At 62.1% G+C, this 23941-nt stretch carries 21 protein-coding genes; 13 read left to right on the plus strand and 8 right to left on the minus strand.

Annotation, left to right across the window (positions count from 1 at the left end; all coding sequences use genetic code 11):
* The 3 genes from LY622_RS17505 to mtgA all read left to right on the plus strand — a co-directional run.
* The coding region (locus LY622_RS17505; RefSeq protein WP_234292064.1) for an S-(hydroxymethyl)glutathione dehydrogenase/class III alcohol dehydrogenase at window positions 1-1110 on the plus strand (1110 nt) is incomplete at its 5' end.
* 215 nt (window positions 1111-1325) lie between these two features.
* On the plus strand, window positions 1326-2180 hold the full coding sequence (fghA, locus tag LY622_RS17510; protein WP_234292065.1) for an S-formylglutathione hydrolase: 855 nt from the start codon (window positions 1326-1328) through the stop codon (window positions 2178-2180).
* A gap of 24 nt (window positions 2181-2204) precedes the next feature.
* Complete coding sequence (mtgA, locus tag LY622_RS17515) at window positions 2205-2918, plus strand: monofunctional biosynthetic peptidoglycan transglycosylase (protein WP_234292066.1); 714 nt, start codon at window positions 2205-2207, stop codon at window positions 2916-2918.
* 12 nt (window positions 2919-2930) lie between these two features.
* Here mtgA and LY622_RS17520 read toward each other — a convergent pair whose 3' ends face one another.
* A complete protein-coding gene (locus LY622_RS17520) occupies window positions 2931-3851 on the minus strand; it encodes a DMT family transporter (protein WP_234292067.1) in 921 nt (306 codons plus the stop codon).
* Window positions 3852-4048: 197 nt separating this feature from the next.
* Here LY622_RS17520 and LY622_RS17525 point away from each other — a divergent pair, with 197 nt between their 5' ends.
* The 3 genes from LY622_RS17525 (at window position 4049) to LY622_RS17535 (ending at window position 7234) form a co-directional block, all read left to right on the plus strand.
* Window positions 4049-4444 carry a DUF4168 domain-containing protein gene (locus tag LY622_RS17525; protein ID WP_234282028.1) on the plus strand — a complete coding sequence of 132 codons (396 nt, stop codon included), beginning with the start codon at window positions 4049-4051 and terminating at the stop codon, window positions 4442-4444.
* A gap of 147 nt (window positions 4445-4591) precedes the next feature.
* Window positions 4592-6505 (plus strand): DUF294 nucleotidyltransferase-like domain-containing protein, encoded by a 1914-nt coding sequence (locus LY622_RS17530; RefSeq protein ID WP_234292068.1) that lies wholly within the window; start codon window positions 4592-4594, stop codon window positions 6503-6505.
* A gap of 3 nt (window positions 6506-6508) precedes the next feature.
* On the plus strand, window positions 6509-7234 hold the full coding sequence (locus tag LY622_RS17535) for a 3'-5' exonuclease (RefSeq protein WP_234292069.1): 726 nt from the start codon (window positions 6509-6511) through the stop codon (window positions 7232-7234).
* A 21-nt stretch (window positions 7235-7255) separates the two neighbouring features.
* On the opposite strand, the gene LY622_RS17540 is transcribed toward LY622_RS17535, so the two are convergent.
* From LY622_RS17540 to LY622_RS17550, 3 genes are all read right to left on the minus strand, one after another.
* A complete protein-coding gene (locus tag LY622_RS17540) occupies window positions 7256-9040 on the minus strand; it encodes a sensor domain-containing phosphodiesterase (protein ID WP_234292070.1) in 1785 nt (594 codons plus the stop codon).
* A 281-nt stretch (window positions 9041-9321) separates the two neighbouring features.
* Window positions 9322-10971, minus strand: coding sequence for a BCCT family transporter (locus tag LY622_RS17545; RefSeq protein ID WP_234292071.1), 1650 nt, complete (start codon window positions 10969-10971; stop codon window positions 9322-9324).
* A 55-nt stretch (window positions 10972-11026) separates the two neighbouring features.
* Window positions 11027-11452 (minus strand): universal stress protein, encoded by a 426-nt coding sequence (locus tag LY622_RS17550; RefSeq protein WP_234292072.1) that lies wholly within the window; start codon window positions 11450-11452, stop codon window positions 11027-11029.
* 451 nt (window positions 11453-11903) lie between these two features.
* On the opposite strand from LY622_RS17550, the gene LY622_RS17555 reads away from it, so the two are divergent.
* The 6 genes from LY622_RS17555 to LY622_RS17580 all read left to right on the plus strand — a co-directional run bounded on the left by LY622_RS17555 (window position 11904) and on the right by LY622_RS17580 (window position 17818).
* On the plus strand, window positions 11904-13037 hold the full coding sequence (locus LY622_RS17555; RefSeq protein WP_234292073.1) for an ABC transporter ATP-binding protein: 1134 nt from the start codon (window positions 11904-11906) through the stop codon (window positions 13035-13037).
* A 122-nt stretch (window positions 13038-13159) separates the two neighbouring features.
* Window positions 13160-14278: an extracellular solute-binding protein gene (locus tag LY622_RS17560; RefSeq protein ID WP_234292074.1), complete on the plus strand. Its 1119-nt coding sequence runs from the start codon at window positions 13160-13162 to the stop codon at window positions 14276-14278.
* Window positions 14279-14363: 85 nt separating this feature from the next.
* Window positions 14364-15617 (plus strand): ABC transporter permease, encoded by a 1254-nt coding sequence (locus LY622_RS17565; protein ID WP_234292075.1) that lies wholly within the window; start codon window positions 14364-14366, stop codon window positions 15615-15617.
* Between the two features lie 4 nt (window positions 15618-15621).
* The gene (locus tag LY622_RS17570; protein ID WP_234292076.1) at window positions 15622-16473 is read left to right on the plus strand and encodes an ABC transporter permease; all 852 of its coding nucleotides are present in this window, start codon (window positions 15622-15624) and stop codon (window positions 16471-16473) included.
* A gap of 267 nt (window positions 16474-16740) precedes the next feature.
* Complete coding sequence (locus LY622_RS17575) at window positions 16741-17133, plus strand: hypothetical protein (RefSeq protein WP_234292077.1); 393 nt, start codon at window positions 16741-16743, stop codon at window positions 17131-17133.
* 148 nt (window positions 17134-17281) lie between these two features.
* Window positions 17282-17818: a hypothetical protein gene (locus tag LY622_RS17580; protein ID WP_234292078.1), complete on the plus strand. Its 537-nt coding sequence runs from the start codon at window positions 17282-17284 to the stop codon at window positions 17816-17818.
* A 279-nt stretch (window positions 17819-18097) separates the two neighbouring features.
* Here the strand turns inward: LY622_RS17580 and LY622_RS17585 are convergent, their stop codons facing one another.
* From LY622_RS17585 to LY622_RS17595, 3 genes are all read right to left on the minus strand, one after another.
* Window positions 18098-19489 carry a sigma-54-dependent transcriptional regulator gene (locus LY622_RS17585; protein ID WP_234292079.1) on the minus strand — a complete coding sequence of 464 codons (1392 nt, stop codon included), beginning with the start codon at window positions 19487-19489 and terminating at the stop codon, window positions 18098-18100.
* Window positions 19486-20949, minus strand: a complete 1464-nt coding sequence (locus LY622_RS17590; protein ID WP_234292080.1) for a sensor histidine kinase — start codon at window positions 20947-20949, stop codon at window positions 19486-19488. Before LY622_RS17590 ends, LY622_RS17585 begins: the two co-directional genes overlap by 4 nt.
* A gap of 70 nt (window positions 20950-21019) precedes the next feature.
* Complete coding sequence (locus LY622_RS17595) at window positions 21020-22162, minus strand: PQQ-dependent sugar dehydrogenase (RefSeq protein WP_439649599.1); 1143 nt, start codon at window positions 22160-22162, stop codon at window positions 21020-21022.
* Window positions 22163-22343: 181 nt separating this feature from the next.
* Here LY622_RS17595 and LY622_RS17600 point away from each other — a divergent pair, with 181 nt between their 5' ends.
* On the plus strand, window positions 22344-22997 hold the full coding sequence (locus LY622_RS17600; protein WP_234292081.1) for a GntR family transcriptional regulator: 654 nt from the start codon (window positions 22344-22346) through the stop codon (window positions 22995-22997).
* A 32-nt stretch (window positions 22998-23029) separates the two neighbouring features.
* On the opposite strand, the gene LY622_RS17605 is transcribed toward LY622_RS17600, so the two are convergent.
* Window positions 23030-23941 carry an amidohydrolase family protein gene (locus tag LY622_RS17605; protein WP_234292082.1) on the minus strand — a complete coding sequence of 304 codons (912 nt, stop codon included), beginning with the start codon at window positions 23939-23941 and terminating at the stop codon, window positions 23030-23032.

Below are 23941 nucleotides of genomic sequence, written 5' to 3' on the forward strand. Positions count from 1 at the left end.
ATGAAATCACGCGCTGCCATCGCCCTGGCCGCCGGCAAGCCGCTGGAGCTGGTCGAGATCGACGTCGAGGGACCGAAGGCCGGCGAGGTGCTGGTGCGTATCGCTGCCACCAGCGTCTGTCATACCGACGCCTTCACCCTCTCCGGCGCCGACCCCGAAGGCCTCTTCCCCTCGGTGCTGGGCCACGAGGGCGCCGGGGTCGTCGAGGAAGTCGGCCCCGGCGTCACCAGCCTCAAGCCCGGCGATCATGTCATCCCCCTCTATACCGCCGAGTGCGGCAAGTGCAAGTTCTGCCTTTCCGGCAAGACCAACCTGTGCCAGGCGGTACGCGCCACCCAGGGCCAGGGGCTGATGCCCGACGGCACCTCGCGCTTCTCACTGGACGGCAAGATGCTGCACCACTACATGGGCTGCTCCACCTTCAGCGAATACACCGTGCTGCCCGAGGTGTCGCTGGCCAAGGTGTCCAAGGAAGCGCCGCTGGACAAGATCTGCCTGCTCGGCTGCGGCGTGACCACCGGCATCGGCGCGGTACTCAACACCGCCAAGGTGGAGCCGGGCTCCACCGTTGCCGTGTTCGGCCTCGGTGCCATCGGCCTGGCGGTGATCCAGGGGGCGCAGATGGCCAAGGCCAGCCGCATCATCGCCATCGACGTCAACCCGGACAAGTTCGAGCTGGCGCGCCAGTTCGGTGCCACCGACTTCGTCAATCCCAAGGAGCACAGCGATCCGATCCAGCAGGTGATCGTCGACCTGACCGACGGTGGGGTCGACTACTCCTTCGAGTGCATCGGCAACGTCAACGTGATGCGCCAGGCGCTGGAGTGCTGCCACAAGGGCTGGGGCGAGTCGGTGATCATCGGCGTGGCCGGGGCCGGCGAGGAGATCTCGACGCGGCCGTTCCAGCTGGTGACAGGCCGGGTGTGGAAGGGCTCTGCCTTCGGCGGGGTGAAGGGCCGCAGCGAGCTGCCCGGCTACGTGCAGCGCTACATGGATGGCGAGCTCAAGATCGACGAGTTCATCACCCACGAGATGCCGTTCGAGAAGATCAACGAGGCGTTCGAGCTGCTGCATGCTGGCAAAAGTATCCGTACCGTGCTTCGCTTTTGATACGCGCCCGAAGCCGCGCGGGTGATACGCGCCGCTTTTGACTTACGCCCGATGCTGCGTGACGCGCGGGTGATACGCGCCGCTTTTTACTCACGCCCGATGCTGCGTGACGCGCGGATGATAGGCATCCGAAACTGCGCGTGATACGTCATACGCGCCCGCAATCAGCCGTTTCGGTCGTTGCCAGTCGGGGACGACCGTGAGGAGACCGAACGATGAGCATGACCGAAAAGCTCGAACTGGTATCGGCCAACAAGAGTTTCGGTGGCTGGCACAAGCGCTACCGGCACCGCTCGCGGGCGCTTGACTGCGAGATGGTATTCGCCATTTACCTGCCACCCCAGGCCGAGACCGAGCGGGTGCCGCTGGTCTGGTGGCTGTCGGGGCTGACCTGTACCGACGAGAATTTCATGCAGAAGGCCGGGGCGCAACGCGTCGCGGCAGAGCTGGGAATCGCCATCGTCTGCCCGGACACCAGTCCCCGCGGAACCGACCTGCCGGGTGAGCATGATAGCTACGACCTTGGCTCCGGTGCCGGATTCTACGTCAATGCCTCCCGGGAGCCCTGGAAGAAGCATTACCGGATGTATGACTACGTCACCGAGGAGCTGCCTTCGGTGGTTCGGCAACACTTTCCGGTCAACGGCCGTGAAGCCATCAGTGGTCACTCCATGGGCGGTCACGGCGCCTTGATCATGGCGCTGCGCCGGCCCGGTCACTACTGCTCGGTCTCGGCGTTTGCGCCGATCGTCAATCCCAGCCAGTGCCCCTGGGGGCGCAAGGCCTTCCACGAGTACCTGGGCGACGACCCCGGCAGCTGGACCCAGTATGATGCCTGCGAGCTGGTGGCCAAGGGGGCGTCGAGCCAACCCCTGTTCATCGATCAGGGCGAGGAGGACGATTTTCTTGTGGAGCAGCTCAAGCCCGAGCGACTCGAGGCGGTGTGTAATACACACGATCACCCACTGACGCTGCGGCGTCAGCCGGGGTATGATCACAGCTACTACTTCATCGCCAGCTTCATCGAGGACCACCTGCGCTATCATGCCGAGTACCTATTCAAACGCTGATCAACGAACGCTGTCAGGCGTGGCATGATTCGCGCCGTTCTCTTTCGTGTACTGCGCTGGGCGGCCCTGGTCGGGGCCGCCTTCGTCGTGTTGTCGCTGGTGCTGGTGCTGATGATGCGCTATGTGCCGGCCTACGGTTCGATGGTGATGCTGGAACGCAAGGTCGAAGCCTGGCTCGCCGGTGAATCGCTGACCATCCGGCACCAGTGGCGTCCGTGGGAGGAGCTCTCCGACCACGCCAAGCTGGCGGTGATCGCCGCCGAGGATCAACGCTTCGCCGATCATCGGGGCTTCGATGTCGCCGAGATGCGGCGTGCCTGGGAGGCCAGTCGCTCCGGCGCGCGTCTCCGCGGTGCCAGTACGATCAGCCAGCAGACCGCCAAGAACCTGTTTCTCTGGACCGGGCGCAGCTGGGCCCGCAAGGGACTCGAGGCCTGGTTTACCCTGCTGATCGAGACACTGTGGCCCAAGGAGAGAATCCTCGAGGTCTATCTCAATATTGCCGAGTGGGACAATGGTGTGTTCGGCCTGGAGGCAGCCGGGCAGCACTACTTCGGCGTGTCGGCCAGCCAGGTGAACGAGGTGCAGGCGAGCCGGCTGGCCGCCATACTGCCCAATCCCCGGGCCTGGGATGCCGCGCGACCGGGCCCACAGACTGAGCGTCGCAGCCAGTGGATACGCCAGCAGATGCGCAACCTCGACGGCCCGCGCTACCTGGAACGACTGTCCGCTGATTGAGGAATGGTCGCGTCAGGCCTGGCCTGCCGGCTTGTAGCGAACGGCCAGCACGACGCCGACGATGGTGACCACCATGCCCACCAGTCCTATCAGCGGCAGTCGTTCATCGAACAGCCACCAGGCCTGCAGCGCCGTGACCGGTGGTACCAGGTAGAACAGGCTCGCCACCCGTGAGGCCTCGCCACGCCGGATCAGTGCCATCAGCAGCAGGATGGCGCTGATCGACAGCACCAGCACCAGCCAGGCCATGGTCAGAATGAAGGTGGGGCTCCAGTCGATGCTGCGCTCCTCGAACAGCAGGGCACCGAGGCCCAGCAGGCAGCCTGCCGCCAGGTATTGCACCACGGTGCCGGACAGCAAGGGCATGCCGGTGCAGAAGCGCTTCTGGTAGAGCGTGCCCAGGGTAATACCCGCCAAGGCGGCCAGGATGCTGGCCAGGGCGCCCAGGCCGAAGCCTTGAAACAGCGCCGCCCCCGGGTCGAGCTTGCTGCCCAGCACCATCACGATGCCGGCAAGCCCCAGCAGCAGCCCCAGCCACTGGATGACAGAGATTCTCTCGCCCAGCAGGGGGCTGGCCAGGGTGGCCGTCAGCAATGGCTGCAGGCCTACCAGCAGAGCGGCCAGGCCTGCCGGCATGCCCAGGTAGATGCCGTAGAAGACCCCGCCCAGGTAGGCGCCATGTACCAGCATTCCGGAAACGCCGATGTGCCCCCATAGTCGCGCTCCCTGTGGCCAGCCGCCCTTGAACAGCTTGACCATTGGCACCAGCAACAGGAGGGTCAATACGAAGCGCACGAACAGGAAGGTGAAGGGCTCGGCATGGGGAAGACCGAACTTGGCACCGATGAAGCCCGTGCTCCACAGGGCTACGAACAGCACCGGCATGCCGGCCAGCAGTATGGTGTCGAGCCGGGAGAGGGTAGGGGCGCTCATTGACAGCCAGCATCCGTATCTGAGTAAAGTAGGGACGATACTGCGTCTTGGAGCGCGGGAAAAGGTAGCAAGATAAGTATTTTCACGACGGGGCTTGTTTCATTCCGTTACATGAAAATTCTGAACCCATGGTTCTCACCCGCGTCTCAGTCCCACGTAACGCAACACACCCACGCAATACGTTTTGGAGGTATTTCATGCAAAGGATGACTGCACTCTTCTCGGCCGCCCTGCTTACTGCCGGCCTCATGGCCGTTCAGGCACACGCTCAGGACGCAGCGCAAGATCCGGCCGCCGATCCGCAGCAGCCGCAGGCCGCTGCCCCCGCCCAGGATTTTTCTGATGACCAGCTTCAGCAGTTTGCCGATGCGTCTCAGGATATCGCGGTAATTTCCCAGGAGTACACCGAGCGCCTGCACGCCGCTGAGGATGAGCAGACCCAGCAGGAAGTGCGTATGGAAGCCAACGACAAGATGGTGGAAGTGGTCGAGGATAGCGGTCTCGACGTGGATACCTTCAACGCCATCGGGCACGCCATCCAGCAGGATCCCGAGCTGATGCAGCGTGTGCAGCAGATGGCCGAGCAATCCTGATGTGACGGCGCATCGCCAGCATGATGCAGAAAGGCCACCCGAGGGTGGCCTTTCTGCTATTTGCGCGTCGCATTCGGCTCTTTACAGCATCAAGCGAGCCTTACACACTGGTCGCCATCCAATCATGTGCTGACAGTGGGGTGACGCATGGAAGTGGAGCTGCTGGAAATTCGTCAGCACATGAGCCGCTTTCCTCCCTTCGAGAGCCTCTCCGACGACCTGCTCGACGCATTGGCCGGGCAGGTGGAGGTGAGTTATTTCAAGGCGGGTAGCGATATCCTGGTACTCGATCAGGAATTGCATGACCTGTGCTATATCCGCAGTGGCGCCGTGGAGGTCTATCGTCGCAACGGCGATCTCTACAATCGTCTGGGCGAAGGGGACATCTTCGGCCACTTCAGCCTGCTGCGAAATCATCGGGTGCGTTTCCCGGCGCGGGCCCTGGAAGACACCCTGATCTATTTCATTCCCGAGCCGCTGTTTCATAAGCTCTGTGAAGCCGACGAGCATTTCGCCGACTTCGTCGAGCTGGGGCGACCCCGCATGGCGGCGGCGGTGGAACAGCACAAGCAAGCCAACGACATGATGATCACTCGGGTGCGCAAGCTGCTGACGCGCTATCCGGTCATGATCGAGGCTGCCACGACGGTACAGCAGGCGGCTCGCCAGATAGGGGAGGCCCAGGCTTCGGCGGCACTGGTACTGGATGCACCGGACGACAATCCACGCTACACCTTCACCGATAGCCAAGACCGGCCCTGGAAGGTCTGTGGCATCTTGACCGACAGTGACTTTCGCACCCGGGTCGTGGCCGAGGGCCTTTCGCCCGACACGCCCGTCGGCGAACTGCTGGGCGAACGGCTGATCACCATCCAGTCCGACGAATCGGTGCATGAGGCGATGCTGTGCATGCTGCGCAACAACATCCATCATCTACCGGTACTGCATCGCCGCCGTCCGGTGGGTATCGTGCATCTATCGGACATCATCCGCTACGAGACCCACAGTAGCCTCTACCTGGTCAGCAATATCTTCAACCAGTCCAGCGCCGAAGGGCTGGCCAAGCTGGCTCCCGATGTGCGCGCCGCCTTCGTGCGCATGGTGGAAGACGGGGCCAACTCGCAGATGGTGGGCAGTGCCCTGTCGACCATCGGCCGCAGCTTCACCCGGCGCTTGCTGGAGCTGGCCGAAGAGGAGCTGGGGCCGCCGCCGGTTCCCTACTGCTTCATGGTCAATGGCTCCATGGCGCGCAACGAGCAGTCCATCGTCACCGACCAGGACCATGCCCTGGTACTCTCCGACGATTTCGATGCCAAACGACACGACGCCTACTTCCTGGCTCTGGCGGAGCGTGTCAGCGATGGCCTCGATGCCTGCGGCTACCCGTATTGCAAGGGGGAGGTGATGGCGACCAACGCCAAGTGGCGCCAGCCTCTCTCGGTGTGGAAACGCTACTTCAATGACTGGATCGACAACCCCACCCCGGAACGGCTGCTGCACAGTTCGATCTTCTTCGACCTGGACAGCAACTATGGCGAGGAGGCGTATGTCGAGCAGCTGCAGGACCTGGTGGCGCAGAAGGCCGCCGGAAGCCCCTTGTTCCTGGCGGCCATGGCTCGCAATGCCTTGAATCGCACGCCGCCGCTGGGATTTTTCCGGACCTTCGTGATGGAAAAGGATGGCAAGCAAAACAATTCCATCAACCTCAAGCGACGTGGCACGGCACCCATGGTCGACCTGATCCGGGTGCATGCCCTGGCCTGCGGCTCGCAGGCACAGAACAGCTTCGAGCGGCTCGACGCTATCGGCAACACCCAGCTGCTGGCACCGGGGGCCGGCGAGAAGCTGCGCTATGCGCTGGAACTGATCGCCATGGCACGGATACGCCATCAGGTCATCGACATCCAGCAGGACCGAATGCCGGACAACAACATCGAACCGGAGAACGTCGAGGATAGCGAGCGCCACAACCTCAAGGACGCCTTCCAGGTCCTGAGCAACGCACAGAAGTTCCTCAAGTATCGTTATCCGATGCCGGCTCGCACCGGCCGGTCTCGCTAGGCCATGCTCTCTCATCGCCTGTCTCTGCAGCGCTCCCCTCCTGGCTGGACGGAGTTTCTTGCCGCGCGTGCCGGCGAGGCCTCCCAGCCTGAACTGGGCCGCTACTTTGCCGCCGGTTGCCCGGCCCCCGACACGCCCATCGGCGAGGCGCCGCTAGTGGCGCTGGACCTGGAGACCACCGGGCTCGATGCGCGCCGTCATGATATCGTCAGCATTGGCCTGGTTCCCTTCACCCTCGGCCGCATTCGCTGGGCCGAACGTCGCTATTGGGTGGTGCGGCCAACTCGCCCGCTTTCCAGCGAGTCGATCACCTTCCATCGCATCACCCATTCGGAAATCGCCGAGGCGCCGGACCTGGCCGCCGTGCTGCCCGAACTACTCGAGGCCATGGCCGGCCGCCTCGCCGTGGTGCACTTTCGCCATATCGAGCGGCCGTTCCTGGACGAGGCGACCAGGTCTCGCCTGGGGGAGGGGCTTCGCTTTCCGGTCATCGACACCATGTCCCTGGAGGCGCGGCGACACCGGCTCTCGCTGTGGGCACGCTTTCGGCGTTGGATGCGCCGGCCTCCCGTATCCATACGGCTCAGCGATAGCCGGGCTCGCTATGGTCTGCCGACGTATCAGGGCCATCATGCGCTGCTCGATGCCCTGGCCACCGCCGAGCTGCTCCAGGCCCAGATTGCCACCCACTATCGATCCCAGGTGACGGTCGGCGAGCTGTGGAGCTAGCCGTTGCCGCTTCAAGTGGGCTCAGAGCCAGAGGTCGGCAAAGGTCTTGCCGTCCACCGGCCTGCCGTAGTAGAAGCCTTGAACGCCGGTGCAGCCCAGCTCGCGCAGTGCCTCGGCCTGCTCCGCTTCCTCGACGCCCTCTGCCACGGTATGCATCCCCAGGGTTTCGGCCATGGCGATGATGGTGGCAACGATGGCGTGATCATGACTGCTCTTGAGCATGTCCTGCACGAAGGACATATCGATCTTGAGTGTATCGGCGGCAAAGCGCTTCAGGTAGGTCAGTGACGAATAGCCGGTGCCGAAGTCGTCGATCGCCAGGCCGAAGCCGGCGTCATGCAGGGCGCGGGTGATACGCACGGTCTGCTCGGGGTTGCGCATCAGCCCGCTCTCGGTAAGCTCGAGGCCGAGACGTCCTGGCGCCACCCGGGTAGCGAGGCGCTGTACATGCTCCGCCAGGCGTGGATCGTCCATCTGTTGAGCCGAGACGTTGACACACAGCCGCCCGGGAAAAGGCTTGTTCTGGCCATCCCATGCATGTAGCTGATTGCACGCTTCGTCCAGCACCCAGTCGCCCAGCTGCCGGATCAGCCCCTGCTCTTCGGCCAGGGGGATGAAGGTCCCCGGGCTGACGTGGCCGAGGACGTCGTCGTGCCAGCGGCAGAGCGCTTCGGCACCACTCAACTTTCCGCTCTTGAGACAGAACTGGGGCTGGTAGTGCAGTGCCAGGCGGCCCTGGTTCAGAGCTTCGAAGAAGCGCAGCTGCAGGAATTCACGCTGATGCAGTTCGTCGGCCATGTTGGTATTGAAGAAACGGGTCCGGCTGTCATCCCTCTTGGCATGATTGAGCGCGATGCTGGCATGCTGAAACAGCGATTGAGCGTTATCGGCATCCCGTGGGAAGAGTGCCGCGCCGACGCTGGCCGAGATCGAGAAGCTACGATCGGCGATCTGGATCGGTGGCGAGAGGCTGTTGCGGTAGCGTTCGATCGCGTGAGCCATGGCGGCTGGGCGAGTATTCGTCAGCAGTACCATGAACTCGTCGCCCCCCAGGCGAGCGACGAACTCCCCGGGCTCGGTCTGGGCTCCGAACCGCCCGGCGATTTCGGCGAGCAGCAGGTCTCCACGCTCATGGCCCTGGGTATCGTTGATCTGGCGAAAGCGCTGCAGGTCGAGATAGAGCAGGCCCAGGCTCTTGCCCTGAAGCTGAGCCTGGTCACATGACTCCTGGAGTCGCTCCATGAAGTGTCGGCGATTCGGTAATCCCGTGACGCTGTCCCAGTAGATCAGTTGCTCGATGTGCTGGTCGCTGCTGCGTCGGGTCTCCTCCGCGATTCGACGTGCCATCTCGGCGCCTGCCTGGGTGGCAGCGATGCGCAGCACTTCCGGTGCATAGGCGGCCAGCGATAACGGACGATTGCTCATCAGCGCCAGCAGGCCGAGCAACTGCCCATTCGGCGCCCGGAGAGGGACGCCCACATAGCCTTCCGCACCGAGTTCCCGAAGCATCTCATCATCGGGAAAATGTTCATGGAGGCTATCGGGGAACTGGCAGATCTCGTCGTTCAACACATGTTCGCAGGGGGTGCCGGCCAGTTCGTAGGTTGCAGCCGGCTGTAAGCTTCCCTGCGACCAGAAGGCAACGGTGAGGATGGTCTTGCCATCGGACATCACCTTGCCGATCAGGACATGATCCCCATCGAAAATCGACGCGATGCGTTCGACCAGATGCTCGAATGCCTGAGGAGTGCCGGCTTTGCCCAGGCCATCGGCGAGCAGACGGAAGGCGTCTTCGGGTGCCATCATGGGCGTCGAACGGCTCCTTTATCGTAATTGTAGTGCGGGCTTACTGAAATATGCCCGATGCGTTGACGGGTTACCAGTGGCCGAAGGCCTTAGTCTGTAGGGCTTGACTAAAGACATTACCCTGATGTGCCGAAACCTGCATAGTAGGGCGTCGCTCGAGTGAGTTTTTCAAGGTGAGACATCATAGCAGGGGCCGCGCCCCTTGAGGGATGCGGAACCCAAAAGGCGGCCCGAGGGCCGCCTTCCTTTTACCTTCTTGCTTGTTCAGGCCTGCGATCGGCTCAGCCCCGTGGCTCGCTCATCAGGCCCTTGATGATGGCGTAGCAGGCGACCAGCAGCACCAGCGTGAAGGGGAGGCCGGTGGTGATCACCGCGGCCTGCAGGGCGGCCAGCCCTCCACCCAGAAGCAGGGCGATGGCGATGGCACCCTCGATGATTGCCCAGAACATTCGCTGCGGCCGGGGGGCATCGATCTTGCCACCGGCGGTGATGGAGTCGATCACCAGCGAACCGGAGTCCGAGGAGGTGATGAAGAACACCACTACCAGGACGATGGCGATGAAGGAGGTGATCTCCGTCAACGGCAGGCCACCCAGCATGATGAACAGGGCATCGGTCTCGCCCTCGAAGGTACCCCGGATGAACTGGTCGATGCCGGTGCCGCCGAAGGAGGTCATCCAGAGTACCGAGACGAGGGAAGGGACCAGCAGTACGGCGATCAGGAATTCCCGCACGGTGCGCCCACGGCTGACCCGGGCGATGAACATGCCGACGAACGGTGACCAGGAGATCCACCAGGCCCAGTAGAAGGCGGTCCAGCCCTGGGTGAAGTTGGCGTCTTCACGACCGAAGGGGTTGGAGAGCCCCGGCAGGTTGGTCACGTAGGAGATCAGGTTCTGGAAGAAGCCGGTGGCGATCATCAGCGTCGGCCCGACGATGATCACGAACAGCAGCAGCACCAGCGCCAGCACCATGTTGAGCTGGGAGAGCCGCTGTACGCCCTTGTCGACGCCGAGCATGATCGAGCCCATGGCCACCACGGTAATGCCCATGATCAGGATCACCATGGTGGCGTTACCATCGGGGATGCCGAACAGGTCGTTGAGGCCACTGGTGGCCTGCTGCGCCCCGAGGCCCAGCGAGGTGGCCAGGCCGAAGAGAGTGGCGAATACCGCCAGGATGTCTATCACATGGCCCGGCCAGCCCCAGACACGCTCGCCCAGGATAGGGTAGAAGATCGAGCGCATGGTCAGTGGCAAGCCCTTGTTGTAGGAAAAGAGCGCCAGTGCCAGGGCCACTACGGCATAGATCGCCCAGGGGTGCAGCCCCCAGTGGAAGATGGTGGCGGCCATGCCCAGTGCGATCGCCCCCTCTTCGTTACCTTCGGCGGCACCGAGCGGGGCCCAGTCGGTTCTGGCGCCGTTCTCCGTGGCAATGCCGCCCAGGGCAGACTGGAAGTGGTCCATGGGCTCGGAGACACCGAAATACATCAGGCCGATGCCCATCCCGGCGGCGAACAGCATGGAGAACCAGCCGGCATAGCTGAAGTCGGGTGTGGCTTTGGCCCCGCCTATGCGCACCTTCCCCAGCGGCGTGAAGATCAGGATGATCGACAGGAGGACGAAAACATTCGCGGCAAACAGGAAGAACCAGGCCAGGTTGCCGGTGAGAAAGGCGAAGGCGCCATCGAAGATGGGAGCGACCTGCTCCTGAAGCGCCAGGGTGACGATCACGAAGAACAGGATGACGATGGCGGAGATCGTGAAGACCTTGCCATGCAGGTCGATATCAACGCCCAGCGTGGTGGTGGTGATGTTGTCCTGTCCAATGACGTAGTCGGTATCGATGAGGTTTGCCGGCCCCTCCGGGGCCGGGATTCCTTCGGAGCCATTGGGCCCCTTGTCGTTCTCGTCGTTGTGGGGGTTGGCCACGAGACATCTCCCTTGCAATTGGTGTCGTCGGGTTTATAGGTGTGTTGAGAAATCGTCAGGCGCTCTTCGGCCTGACGAGAAAAACCGATGCCTTGGTGTGAGTAGCCACCTTGCCACCATGGGACGGCATGATGACGTCCAGGTGCTTGGGTGGATGAGTGGGCATGATCACCAGGTCGGCTCCGACATCGTCGATGGCCTGTATCAGGCGATCATCGAGATCGGCGATCGGGTCGGGGCTGACGATGGTGTGGGTGCTGACCGGTTGACCATGCACCCCGGATCGCTCCTGGGCGAACGCCTCCAGCTTGCGGGTGAACTCCTCCGGCGTTCTTGCGACGCTGCCTGGTGCGGAGGATGTGACCCCGACATAGCACACCTCGGCATCGTAATGGCGGGCCAGGTCGGCGACCGCTTGCAGGGAGGGTTCAAGCACTTCGATGTGTGCCAAGTCGATTGGTACCATGATCTTCTTGTACATGCCGTTTCTCCTAGTACTCCGGGCGATCGAGCGAGTCTCGATACGGCTGATGGCACTTTAGAGTGTGGCGGCTTTGGCCCACGATACCAGTCCTGTTACAAAGGCGTTTCTGTAAAGCCCCCAGGATCTTGTTCCGTATCGTGAACAGCTATTGTACCGGCCGGGAGGAGTATTTTCGAGGCACCTTGCCGGCCAGGGTGAGCCCCAGGTGGCCTGGCAAAGGCATAGGTGACGGTTGGTTTCATGACGAGACTGCGTCACTAGCCGATTTTGCTCACAAATGTTCACAATGCCTTCAACGCTGATTGGACTCTGTGGGGTTGCGGCACCTGTCGTAATCGGACTAGTGTCGACCCATTCCAATGAGAACAACACCACTTGGCCAGGTGGCTAGCGGAACTCCTCGACACCAAGCGATCCGCTGGTTGCTGGCTATTAGCGGGAACCATGCATGAACGACAGTCTTGAAGTAGAAGCAGACGTAAGGGAAACGAAAGATCCGGGGGAGTGCTTTGCCCGTTTCGTGAATGTTCAGAAGAGCTACGATGGTGTCGAGCTGGTGGTCAAGGGATTCAACCTGGACATCCAGCATGGCGAATTCGTGACGCTCCTGGGGCCTTCCGGTTCGGGAAAGACAACCTGCCTGATGATGATGGCGGGCTTCGAGACCCCGACCCATGGTGAAATTCTCCTCCAGGGCGAGCCGATCAGCGGCCTACCGCCTCACAAGCGGGGGATCGGCATGGTCTTCCAGAACTATGCCCTCTTTCCCCACATGACCGTTGCCGAGAATCTCGCCTTTCCACTGGAAGTGCGACATCTTTCCAAGGCCGAAACCCGGAAAAAGGTCGACCGGGCACTGGCCATGGTGCGCCTGGAAGAGTTCGGCGACCGTCGCCCGGCTCAGCTATCCGGCGGCCAGCAGCAGCGCGTCGCACTGGCCCGTGCGCTGGTCTTCGAGCCCGAGCTGGTGTTGATGGACGAGCCCCTGGGTGCGCTGGACAAGAACCTTCGTGAAGAGATGCAGTACGAGATCAAGCGGATCCATGCCAGCCTTGGCGTGACCATGATCTACGTGACCCATGACCAGACCGAAGCCTTGACCATGTCTGACCGCATTGCCGTCTTCAATGATGGCATCGTCCAGCAGCTGGCGACGCCCGAAGCCCTCTACGAAGAGCCCGAGAACGCCTTCGTGGCTTACTTCATCGGTGAGAACAATCGCCTTCAGGGCGAGGTGGTCGAGCATATCGGAGACGAGTGCAAGGTTCGCCTCGACAGTGGAGAGATCGTGCTGGCCAAGGCGGTGGCAGCGGGTGGTGTTGGGGCGCGAACGACCCTCTCACTGCGGCCAGAGCGGGTCAGCATCCTCCTCGATGAGTCGACGCCCTTCGATAACTGCTTTGAAGGCGAGGTAAAGGAGGTGATTTACCTCGGTGACCACCTGCGGACCCGGCTAGCCGTTTGCGGCAACGATGAGTTCATTCTCAAGACCCCCAATGCGAAGGGGCATCCGGCCCTCAGGCCGGGCCAGACCATCAAGGTCGGCTGGTCCAGCAAGGATTGCCGGGCGCTGGATGCCTGAGTCAGCCGGGCAATGGGGCGGCCGGGCAAACGGTAATTGGAACCGTGATAGCGGTAGAGCAGCTTGATAAAGGCTGGCATGGCAATAAGCGAGTGAGCAACAACAACAAGTGGAGAAGTGACATGAAACTACAGGGAAATCACAAGCGCGCGGTACGCCGCACCTTGGCGCTGGCCGTGGCGAGCGCCTCAGTCGTCGGTCTGTCCAGCATGGCCCAGGCCCAGCAGACGCTCAACATCGTCTCCTGGGGTGGTGCCTACAGCATGAGTCAGCAAGAGGCCTATCACGAACCCTGGATGGAGAAGACCGGCGACGAGATCGTCAATATCGATCGTAGCGCCAATGCCCTGGCCGGCCTGCGCGCCCAGAGCCAGGCCGGTAACGTGACCTGGGACCTGGTCGATATGCTGCCGGCGGATGCCATGATCGCCTGCGCCGAGGGCCTGATCGAGCCGCTGGACCATGATGAGCTGCTGGCAGACGCCCCTGACGGTACGCCGCCCAGTGAAGACTTCGTCGACGGTGCTCTTGGCGAGTGCTTCGTGGCCTCGATCGTCTACTCGAACATCGTGGCATTCAACAGCGAAATGTTCCCGGAAGACAACCAGCCCAGCACCATCAAGGATGTCTTCGACCTGGAGAACTACCCTGGCCAGCGCGCCCTGATGCGCCGTCCCATCAATAACCTGGAGTGGGCGCTGATCGCCGACGGCGTTGATCGCGACGACGTCTACGACATGCTCGAGACCGAAGAGGGTATCCAGCGCGCCTTTGCCAAGCTCGATACCATCAAGGACAACGTGATCTGGTGGGAGGAGGGTGCCCAGCCGCCGCAGCTGCTGGCCGACCAGGAAGTGGCCTTCGCCTCTGCCTATAACGGTCGTATCTTCGACGCCATGGTCAGCGAAGACCAGCCCTTCGAGATCATCTGGGACGCCCAGGTATTCGAACTGGATGGCTGGGTGGTACCAACCGGCAAGCTCGACAAGGTGCGCGACTATCTCTATTTCGCCACCGACACCCAGCGGCTCGCCGATCAGGCCCAGTACATCTCCTATGGTCCGGCACGCATGTCCTCTTCCGACATGGTCTCGACCCACGCCGAAGCCGGTATCGACATGATGCCGCACATGCCGACCTATCCGCCCAACTTCGCCACCGCCATCCAGAAGGATGATGAGTTCTGGGCGGACTACAGCGATGAACTGAGCCAGCGTTTCGACGCCTGGCTGGCCCAGTAAGACCTGGCCGCCACCCGATATGGGTGGCGGCTGCATTTCACTCGAATTCTTCTGAATTGTCCTGTCGCTTACTGGAGAGGCCTGCGTGTCTGAATCTCCCGCTTCCCCCTTGACGACTGCCGACGGGGTGCCGCTAAAGGTCAGCCTGCGACGCGCCGTACGGCGGTCGAAGGTCAAGGCGCTGCTGCTGGTATCGCCCCTGTTGCTGTTTCTGATTATCGCCTTCGTCATGCCGATCTTCGACATGTTGTGGCGCAGTGTGGACAACCCCGAAGTCTCGGCCGGACTGACGCGAACCGTCGAGGCGCTGGAGGGCTGGGATCGCCAGTCGCTTCCCGATGAGCACGTCTTTGCTGCCCTGGCTGCGGACCTGCAGGAGGGACAGGAGGCGCGCAACCTGGGGCTGTTGTCGAGCCGGTTGAACTACGAGCAGTCGGGCATGCGTTCGGCGATCACCAGAACGGCGCGGGGTCTGCGCACCATGGAGCCGCCCTACAAGGAGGCCCTGATCGAGGCTCATGATAACTGGGGTGAAGTGGATACCTGGAAGCTGATCGAGCGTGAAGCCACGCCACTGACGATGTCCTACTACCTCATGGCGCTGGATCGTCAGCTCACGCCGGATGGCGAGATCGTGCGCGCACCGGAAAATCAGCGAATTCATGTCAACCTGTTCTGGCGCACCTTCTGGATGAGCGGCGTGATCACCGGCCTGACCTTGCTGCTTGGCTACCCCATCGCGTTCCTGCTCGCCAACCTGCCGCTGCGTCATTCCAACCTGTTGATGATACTGGTGCTATTGCCGTTCTGGACGTCGCTGCTGGTGCGTACCACGACCTGGATCGCCATTCTGCAGTCACAGGGCGTGCTCAACGATGTCATGGTGGCGATTGGCGTCATTGCCGATGAGGCACGATGGCAGATGATTCATAACAAGACCGGCACCATCGTCGCCATGACCCATATCCTGCTGCCGTTCATGATTCTGCCGCTCTATTCGGTCATGAAGACCATCCCTCCCAGCTACATGAGGGCGGCTCGCTCGCTCGGTGGTCGTCCGTTCCTCTGTTTCCGGCGGGTCTACTTTCCGCTGACCATTCCCGGCATCGCGGCGGGGGGCATTCTGGTTTTCATTCTTTCCATCGGTTACTACATCACGCCAGCCCTGGTGGGTGGGCAGTCGGGCCGATTCATCACCAACTACATCGCCTATCATATGCAGACCTCACTCAACTGGGGGCTGGCCGCGGCGATCGCCTCGATCCTGCTGTTCGTGGTGATCATCTTCTATCTCGTCTTCAACCGCCTGATTGGCGTCGACAAGGTCAAGCTGGGGTAATCCGATGGCCATACCTTCCTATGCCACCCGTGGTGAGCGCATCTGGCACTATGTCTTTCTCGGCATCTGTGCCCTGATCTTCCTGTTCCTGGTGGGGCCGTTGCTGATCATCATCCCGCTCTCCTTCAACGCCCAGCCCTACTTTACCTTTTCGCAAAAGATGCTGACCCTCGATCCGGAAGGCTTCTCGTTGCGCTGGTATCAGGACTTCTTTACTTCCCGGGCCTGGCTCAATGCGATCAAGAACAGCTTCATCATCGGTATCGCCTCGACGATCCTGGCGACCGTGCTGGGCACCATAGCGGCCTTGGGCCTGTCGAGTCGCAACATGCCGGCTCGCGGGGTGATCATGGCACTGCTCATTTCGCCGATGATCGTGCCGCTGATCATTTCCGCGGCGGCCATGTTCTTCTTCTTCTCCAAGGTGAATCTGGCCCAGACCTACCTGGGCGTTATCCTTGCGCACACGGCGCTGGGCATCCCCTTCGTGGTGATTACCGTCACCGCGACCCTCTCGAGCTTCGATACCACCCTGATCCGCGCCGCCCACAGCCTGGGCGCCAACCCGACCCGAACCTTCTTCAAGGTCGTATTGCCGCTGGTGACGCCAGGCGTGGTCTCCGGTGCCCTGTTTGCCTTCATCACCTCCTTCGATGAGGTCGTCGTGGTGCTCTTCATTGCGGGTCCCGAGCAGCGCACCATGCCCATTCAGATGTGGTCCGGGATCCGCGAGCAGATCAGCCCCACGATACTGGCGGTGGCCACCATGCTGGTGCTGCTGTCGATGTTGATGCTCACTACCCTGGAGCTTCTGCGACGTCGTGGAGAGCGCATGCGGGGCCTCACGCCGGGGTAGATGGCCGAGGTTACCCTCCATGGGGGAGGCATCGAGAGATGCCTCCCCCATGTCGTTTCGGGTTGGTATCCGGAAGGGGTGTCGGTGACGTGGATTTCTGGCTCATGTGTCATATTTAACCAGACTTAGCGGGCGTTAATGTTTGGACTTTTCTAAAGTTACATAACTTCAATCAACTGATATAAAAGAGATTTCTTGAAAAATTCCCCGTGTGGCATGCTCTGTGCTGCGGTCAGGGTGATTACGGATCAACAGGGAGTGTTTCATATGAGCCATGAAAAGAATGTTCGCTGGGCCTCTGCCGGACGTTTGACGGCTTTAGCTTCGGCCATGGCGCTGTCGCTGGGTACGTTGAGCTTGGCGGGTTGTGGCAACGATGATGACTTGCCGCCGGTAGAGCAAGAGCCGCCTGCTACAGAGCAACAAGGTTCTCCCATGCAGGATACTACTGCTGATCCAGGCATCGACCAGACCGGTACTGCGGCTGGCGATGGCGCGGAAGACCCGGCGGGTTCCATGGAGCAGATGCCCGAAGACGAGGGCACGCTGCCTGAAGCCGAGCAGGAGCCCGTACCGGATGGGGCGCAGGACACGATGGCGCCCGATGATGAGGAAGAGTCGTTCATGGATGACGACATGGACGATGAAATCGATCGTTAATTCTCAAGTCAATGGATCGAGTTAATTCAATTGAGTGAGTGATGACTATCTCAAGCGCTTGTGGTGATGAAGTGATAACGGTCACGCAAGCGCGGAGGGTGAGAGACCCTCGACACTTCGTCGAAAGACGACTTTCAGGAGGTGTAACATGATGTCCAAGGAATTTTTGAAGCATCTTGGTATTCTGGGTATTACCGTTGGCCTCACGGCTAGCCCGTTGGTCATGGCGCAGCAAACCCAGCAAGACCCTGCAGGACAACAGGAGTCTGGCCAAGTATTCGACAGTGAGCCGGGAGCCCCCGAAGCGCCACACTCTGATCCGACCATGGATCCGACTGACCAGGCTGATCCGGCTTACCCGGACGATGCTGCAGCTCCGGCCGACCCCACTGCTCCGGTCGATCCGGCAGAGGAGGGCGCACAGACCGATCCGACCAGGGATCCCACGGCACCGGCCGATCCGGCTTTCCCGGACGATTCTGCAGCTCCTGCCGACCCCACCGCTCCGGCCGATCCGGCAGAGCAGGGGACACAGACCGATCCGACCATGGATCCCACGGCACCGGGCACCGAGACAGCACCCGGCGCTGAGGGTGATGCAGGATTCGGTGAAGGCACCGAGCCCATGCCGGGCGCGGATCCCGCACAGGACGAGTGGGAACAAGAGTACTATGAAGACGACTAAGTCTTCGTTTCATGGCTCCGGTGCCAGTCACCGGAGCCAGCCAAGGATGGCGAACACGGCAAGCCTCAATGACTTCTTGCAAGCGCAGAATCCACTGACGGACCGCCACCCTCCCCCTTGCACCGTCAGTCGGATTGCATGGCGCATTTTGCCCCCAACCTCCCAGGGGGCTTTTTTTATATTCATCGCGTCTTGCCGGGCTATTTACCCGTTTTATCCATGCACATGCCGTGTCTGGTCATCATGGCGTCGAGTCGCCGGGCCGAGTGGCAGAGCCGATTACTCGTCGTCCAGTCGGCGATAGAGCGTGCGCCTGGCGATCCCCAGGATATCGGCGGTACGGCGCTTGTTGCCGCCGGTCGCTTCCAGCACTTTCTGTATATAGCGCTTTTCCACCTCTTCCAGGCTGGGCCAGTTCTGCTGCTTCTCGGCCGCCACCACGGCGTTGCCTGCCTCGAGATAACGCGCATTGCTGCGTTGTTCCAGGCCATGTTGACGAATACGCTCCGGCAGGTCGGCATGGCTGAGCAGGCCGCCTTCGGCGAGCGTCACGGCTCGCATGACGGCGTTCTCCAGCTCACGCACATTGCCCGGATAGGAGTACTCGAGTAGCGCTTGCAGGGCCGAGGGCTCGACGCTCTCGATCTGCTTGCCCTGAGCGGTGGCGTGCTTCTCGATCAAGGCCGAGATCAGCCGCTCGATGTCGCCGTTCCGCTCCCGCAGCGGGGGGATGCGCAAGGAGAACGTCTCCAGGCGATAGAAGAGGTCGCTGCGAAAATTGCCGCTCTCGATCTCCTGCTCCAGTTCGCGGTGGGTGGCGGCGATGATGCGTACATCCACCCGCTCCTCCTTCTCGGCCCCCACTGCCTTGATCGTCTTCTCCTGCAAGGCACGGAGCAGCTTGGCCTGGAGTCCGATGGACATCTCCCCGATCTCGTCGAGAAAGAGGCTGCCGCCGTTGGCAGCCTGGAACAGTCCCTGGCGGGAATCGCTGGCGCCGGTAAAGGCACCCTTTACATGGCCGAAGAACTCGCTCTCCATCAGCTCGGAGGGAATGCTGGCGCAGTTGATGGCGATGAAAGGGTCTTCGGCACGAGGGCTCTCGGCATGGATGGCACGGGCAAGCAACTCCTTGCCGGTACCGCTCTCGCCCTGTATCAGGATAGGGGCGTCGCTCTTGGCCAGCCGTGCGGCGTCATGGAAGAGGGCCTGCATCGTTTCGCTTTCGCCGACGATGCCATGAAAGTGGCCGGGAGGATGGTCCTGATGAAAGCGCTCCGCCAGGCGGCGGTTCTCCAGCACGCGATAGACCGCCTCGCGAACACCCTCCAGGTCCAGAGGCTTGGTCAGGAAGTCGTCGGCACCGATCTTCAAGGCTTCCACGGCCTGGTCGATAGTGCCGAAGGCGGTGATCACGATGAAGCCCAGCTGATTGCCTTCGCTGCGCAGCTGCTCGAGGAGCTGCATGCCGCTGCTGCCCGGAAGGCGGACATCGCTGATGATCAGTGCCACGTCGGTGTGGCTCATGGTGGCCAGTGCATCCTCGGCACTGCCTACGCCGAGGGTTGGGTATCCGGCTTCCTGCAGCTCTTCTTCCAGCAGTTCCAGTATGGCTGCGTCGTCCTCGACGATCAGGATCGGCAAGCCGCTGGGTGTGATGTTCCCTGTCACGTGGCAGTTCCTCCTTCGATGGAATCCGTCGGGCTCAGGGGCAGGCCGACTTCGAAGCCGGCGCCTCCCATTTCACTATCGAAGACACCGACAGTGCCGCCGTGGTCGTTGATAATGCGATGCACCATGGATAGCCCCAGGCCGCTACCCTGTCCCACGGGCTTGGTGGTAAAGAAGGGATCGAAGACCTTCGACTGATTGGGCTGGGCGATCCCGGCTCCGTCATCTTCTACCAAAAGTGTCAGCCAGTCGTCCTCCTGCCGGGCGCTGAGTCGAACCCGCTTCACTCCCTCGGCCTGGGATGCGTTGCGCAACAGGTTCGTGAGCACCTGGATCAGCTGCTGGCCGTTGGCCAGAAACTGAGGTGACGGATTCGGCAGGTCCATTTCCAGTTGAATGGCGTTGCGCTCGAGGTCATCTTCCACCAACTCCCGGGTGGCGTTTATCAGGCTGTCGAGGTCGAGGGGCTCCTTCTCGACATTGTGACGCCGGCCGAGCTCCATCAGCTGTCGCACGATCTCGACGATGCGCTCCACCTCACTGCGGATACGGTCCAGCTTGGCCCGCTCGTCGTCGCCGATGCGGTCCCGGCGTGCCAGGCGCTGGGCCTGACCGTTGATCACCGTGAGCGGTGCACCGATTTCGTGGGCGACCCCCGCGGCCAGCACGCCAAGCTCCGCCAGTTTCTTCGACTTGCGCAGGCGCTTCTCCAGCTCGATCTCCTTTCGCCGGCGCGCCTCGATATCGGCGTCCTTTTCGGCCATGGAATCCAGCATCCCATTCAGCCCGACGGCCAGGCGGGCGTACTCCTGGGGGCCGTTGGCCTCGGCGCGCTGGCTGCGATCCCCCTCCTCGACACGCTGCATGACAGCCAGCAGGCGCTCGAGGGGGCGTTCGATATGTCGACGAAATCCCCACCAGATACCCAACACGATACCCCCGGCCCCGATCACGAAGGCGATCAGGGCCAACTGGCTGAGAAAGCCGGTGTAGTTCTCGATGCCGGTATTGAGGCGGTTGACCTGCAGTACACCACGTATCTCCCCGGTGGGCGACGTGAGGGGTTTCAGTGCCGAGTAGTAGTGCCAGCCGTCATGTTCACGATAGGCCGCGCGCATCTCGCCGTGCTCCGCCACGTCGCGAATGGCGTCGGCGCTGAACAGGGCCTGCCCCAGCCCCAGGCCATAGATCTCCTGGCCGTTGGTATCGAACACATAGGCGCCATAGATACGGTGGAAGGAGAACGCCGAATAGAGGGACTCCTCCAGTGGCTCCGTGGCATCCCGGCTGAGGGCATGGCTGAGGGTGGTGCCGATGACATGGGTAATGACCTGGACTTCCCGCTCCAGGCGGGAGCGAACGTTGTCTTCCAGCGACTTGATCGCCACCAGGCTGAAGATGAGCAGTACCAGGAAGAGCGGGGCGATGACCGTCAGGATGATCAAGTTGCGTAGGCGCATGGGGGCTCACGAGCAGCAATCGGAAATGGCAGGCGCCGGTGTATGGCCTTCACCGGCGCCTGCCGCGGAATCAATCGGCTGGAACCAGCCGGTAGAGGCTGCCCTGCGGATCGTCGTTGAGTAGGTAGAGACTGCCGTCGTCGCCCTGACGGATATCGCGGATGCGTCCGATATGACCGTCGAGAATGGTCTCGCTGGCAACGATATCGCTCCCATCCGGGGTCAGGCGCATGAGGCGTTCGCTGCGCAGGCCACCGGCGAGCAGGTCGCCCTGCCAGTCGGGGAAGGCGTCGGCGGTGACCTGGGCCAGGCCGGACGGCGCCTGGGTGCCCTCGAAGACATGGGCCGGGTCCCGCATGCCAGGCAGGGAGTCCTCGCCGATGGGCCGGCCAGTGCCGTAGTCGCGCCCCAGGCTCACTTCCGGCCAGCCGTAGTTCTCTCCGGCCTCGATGAAATTGACCTCGTCGCCGCCCCGTGGCCCATGCTCGCTGGCCCAGATCGCACCGTCGGCGGTCACGATCATGCCCTGGATATTGCGGTTGCCTGCAGTATAGAGCTCGTCGAGTACGTCGTCGTCATCGACGAAGGGATTGTCATCGGGCACCCCTCCGGTATCGGTCAGGCGCAGCACGCTGCCGGCGTGATCGCCCTTGTCCTGGGCTCGTTCCGGGTGGGTGCCGCGATCGCCGATGCTCATCAGCAGGGTACCGTCGGGCAGCCAGGCGAGGCGCGAACCGTAGTGGCGCCCCGGGTCGGAGTAACGGTCCTGCACGAAAAGCTCCTCGACCTCGACCAGGCTTTCGCCTTCAAGCCTGGCACGGCTCAGCGCCGTGGCCGTGTTGCCGTTGTCCGGCTTGCTCCAGGTGAAATAGATCCAGTCGTGCTCGCCGTCCCCCCAGGAAGGGTGCAGGGCGAGGTCCAGCAGGCCGCCCTGGCCACGGGCATGGACCTCGGGCACGCCCTCCAGGCGGGTGGTGGTGCCGTCTTCCGCGACCAACGTCAGGTGCCCGGGCCGTTCGCTGACCAGAAAGCGGCCATCGGGCAGCCTGGCCAGGGCCCACGGATTCTCCAGGCCGGAAGCGAGCCGCTCCAGGCGCAGGTCCAGATGTTCGGTGGCGATGCGTTCGTCGATGACCTCGGCATTGGTGTGGGGTGCGATCAGCATGCCGAGTGTCAAGAGGGTTGTCGGCAGTGCCTTGCAGGGCTTGTCCATCCCGCTCTCCCTTCGTCATTATCCGCTGTGTTTGGCTTCCCTCATGCTGCAGTAAGGACCCCCCGAAGGGCGCTATGTTCCCCAATCAGGTTCCCAAGTTCGGTCAGACGGTGGTGCCTTGCTGCTTCTGAATACAGAATATATAATTATATGTATCCCTTCTGCACTTGCGCGAGGCTCTATGGAAAAGATTAGGCAGAATACGCTGCATGGGGAAGTCGCGAACCGAATCCGGGACATGATCGACCAGGGCATGCTGACGCCGGGAAGCCGTGTTCCGGAACTGCAGCTCTGCGAGCAGTTCGGTGTTTCGCGGACGCCGCTACGGGAGGCACTCAAGGTGCTGGCCTTCGAAGGGGTCGTCGAACTCCTGCCGAACCGTGGCGCGCGGGTTGCCAAGCTGACCAAGGCAACGCTCAAGAACACCTTCGAGGTGATGCAGAATCTCGAAGCCCTGGCCGGTGAGTTGGCGGGGGAGCGGATCTCCGAGGCGGAGCTGGCCAATATCGAGGCGCTGCACTACCAGATGCTGTCGCACTACAAGAGCGGCAACATGAAGGAGTACCTGCTGGTCAATCAACAGATCCATGAGGCCATCGTGGTAGCGTCGCAGAACGACGTGCTGATCGATGTCTACAAGAACCTCAACCACCGTGTGCGGCGTGTTCGCTTCACCGCCGAGCTGAGCAGCGCCTATTGGTCCAAGGCGGTGGGCGAGCACGAAGCCATGGTCGAAGCCTTGAGGGCGCGCGACGGTGTCGCCCTGGGCGAGATCCTGCGTCGTCACCTGCGCAACAAGATGGAGGTCTCGGCACTCGACGACATGGCGGAATGAGAGTTGCCGGCCTCCGTGCCGGCAGGCTACGGCTACCGTTGACGCTCGAGGCGGTAGAATGTCACGGCGTTATCATGGAACAGCTTGAGGCGTTCGCTTTCGCTGAAGGTGCCCGTGATGGCCTGGAAGCCCTCGAAGAGGGTGTCAAAGGATGCCACCAGGCTATCGACGGGGAAGTTGCTGGCGAACATGCACCGGTCGACGCCGAAGCAGTCGATGGTTTCCAGTACCACGCGCCGGTTGGCCTCGGCCGTCCAGGTTGTTTCCGGTACACCGATCCCCGAGATCTTGACGGCGACATTGGGCTGCCTGGCCACGGCGGCCATGGCATCCCGCCAGCTTCTCAATCCCTCTTCGCTGCGATCCGCCGGCAGCCCCGTATGATTGATGATGATCTGCGTCTCGGGATAGGCCTCGGCGAGTTCGGCGGCCTCGTCGAAGTGCCACCAGGGGGTCTGCAGGTCGAACGAGAGCCGGTGTTCGGCCAGCAGCGCGAATCCGCGTCGCCAGGCCGGGTCGCCCATGGAGCCCGGCACCCCCGGCACCACCTCGGCGGCCGAACGGGCCGCCGTTGGCTTGTGGCGGATGCCACGCACACGCGGGAAGTCACTGTGCGCGGCCAGCAGCTCCCCGACATCCGGCTGGTTCAGCCGGGCCTGGGCGACCATGACCGTCGGTAAACCTTCCCTGTCGGCGAGCTCATGCACCCAGCGGGTTTCTTCGACCGGCGTGCGTGGATCCCATTCGGCCTCGACATATACCGTACCCGCGATCCGGAAATTTGCCGTATCACGGCGGTAATCCTCGGGCAGATAGTTGCGCCGGATCGCACTGTAATCGCCATAGCGAAAGGGAATCATGGGCTCGTCACACAGCCAGGGCAGGTAGTTGCGCTCCAGGTCCCAGAAGTGTTGATGAGCATCGATGAGCGGTATGTCATTCAT

It is taken from the genome of Halomonas alkalisoli (genome assembly GCF_021412585.1).
In the GTDB taxonomy this organism is placed as follows: domain Bacteria; phylum Pseudomonadota; class Gammaproteobacteria; order Pseudomonadales; family Halomonadaceae; genus Halomonas; species Halomonas alkalisoli.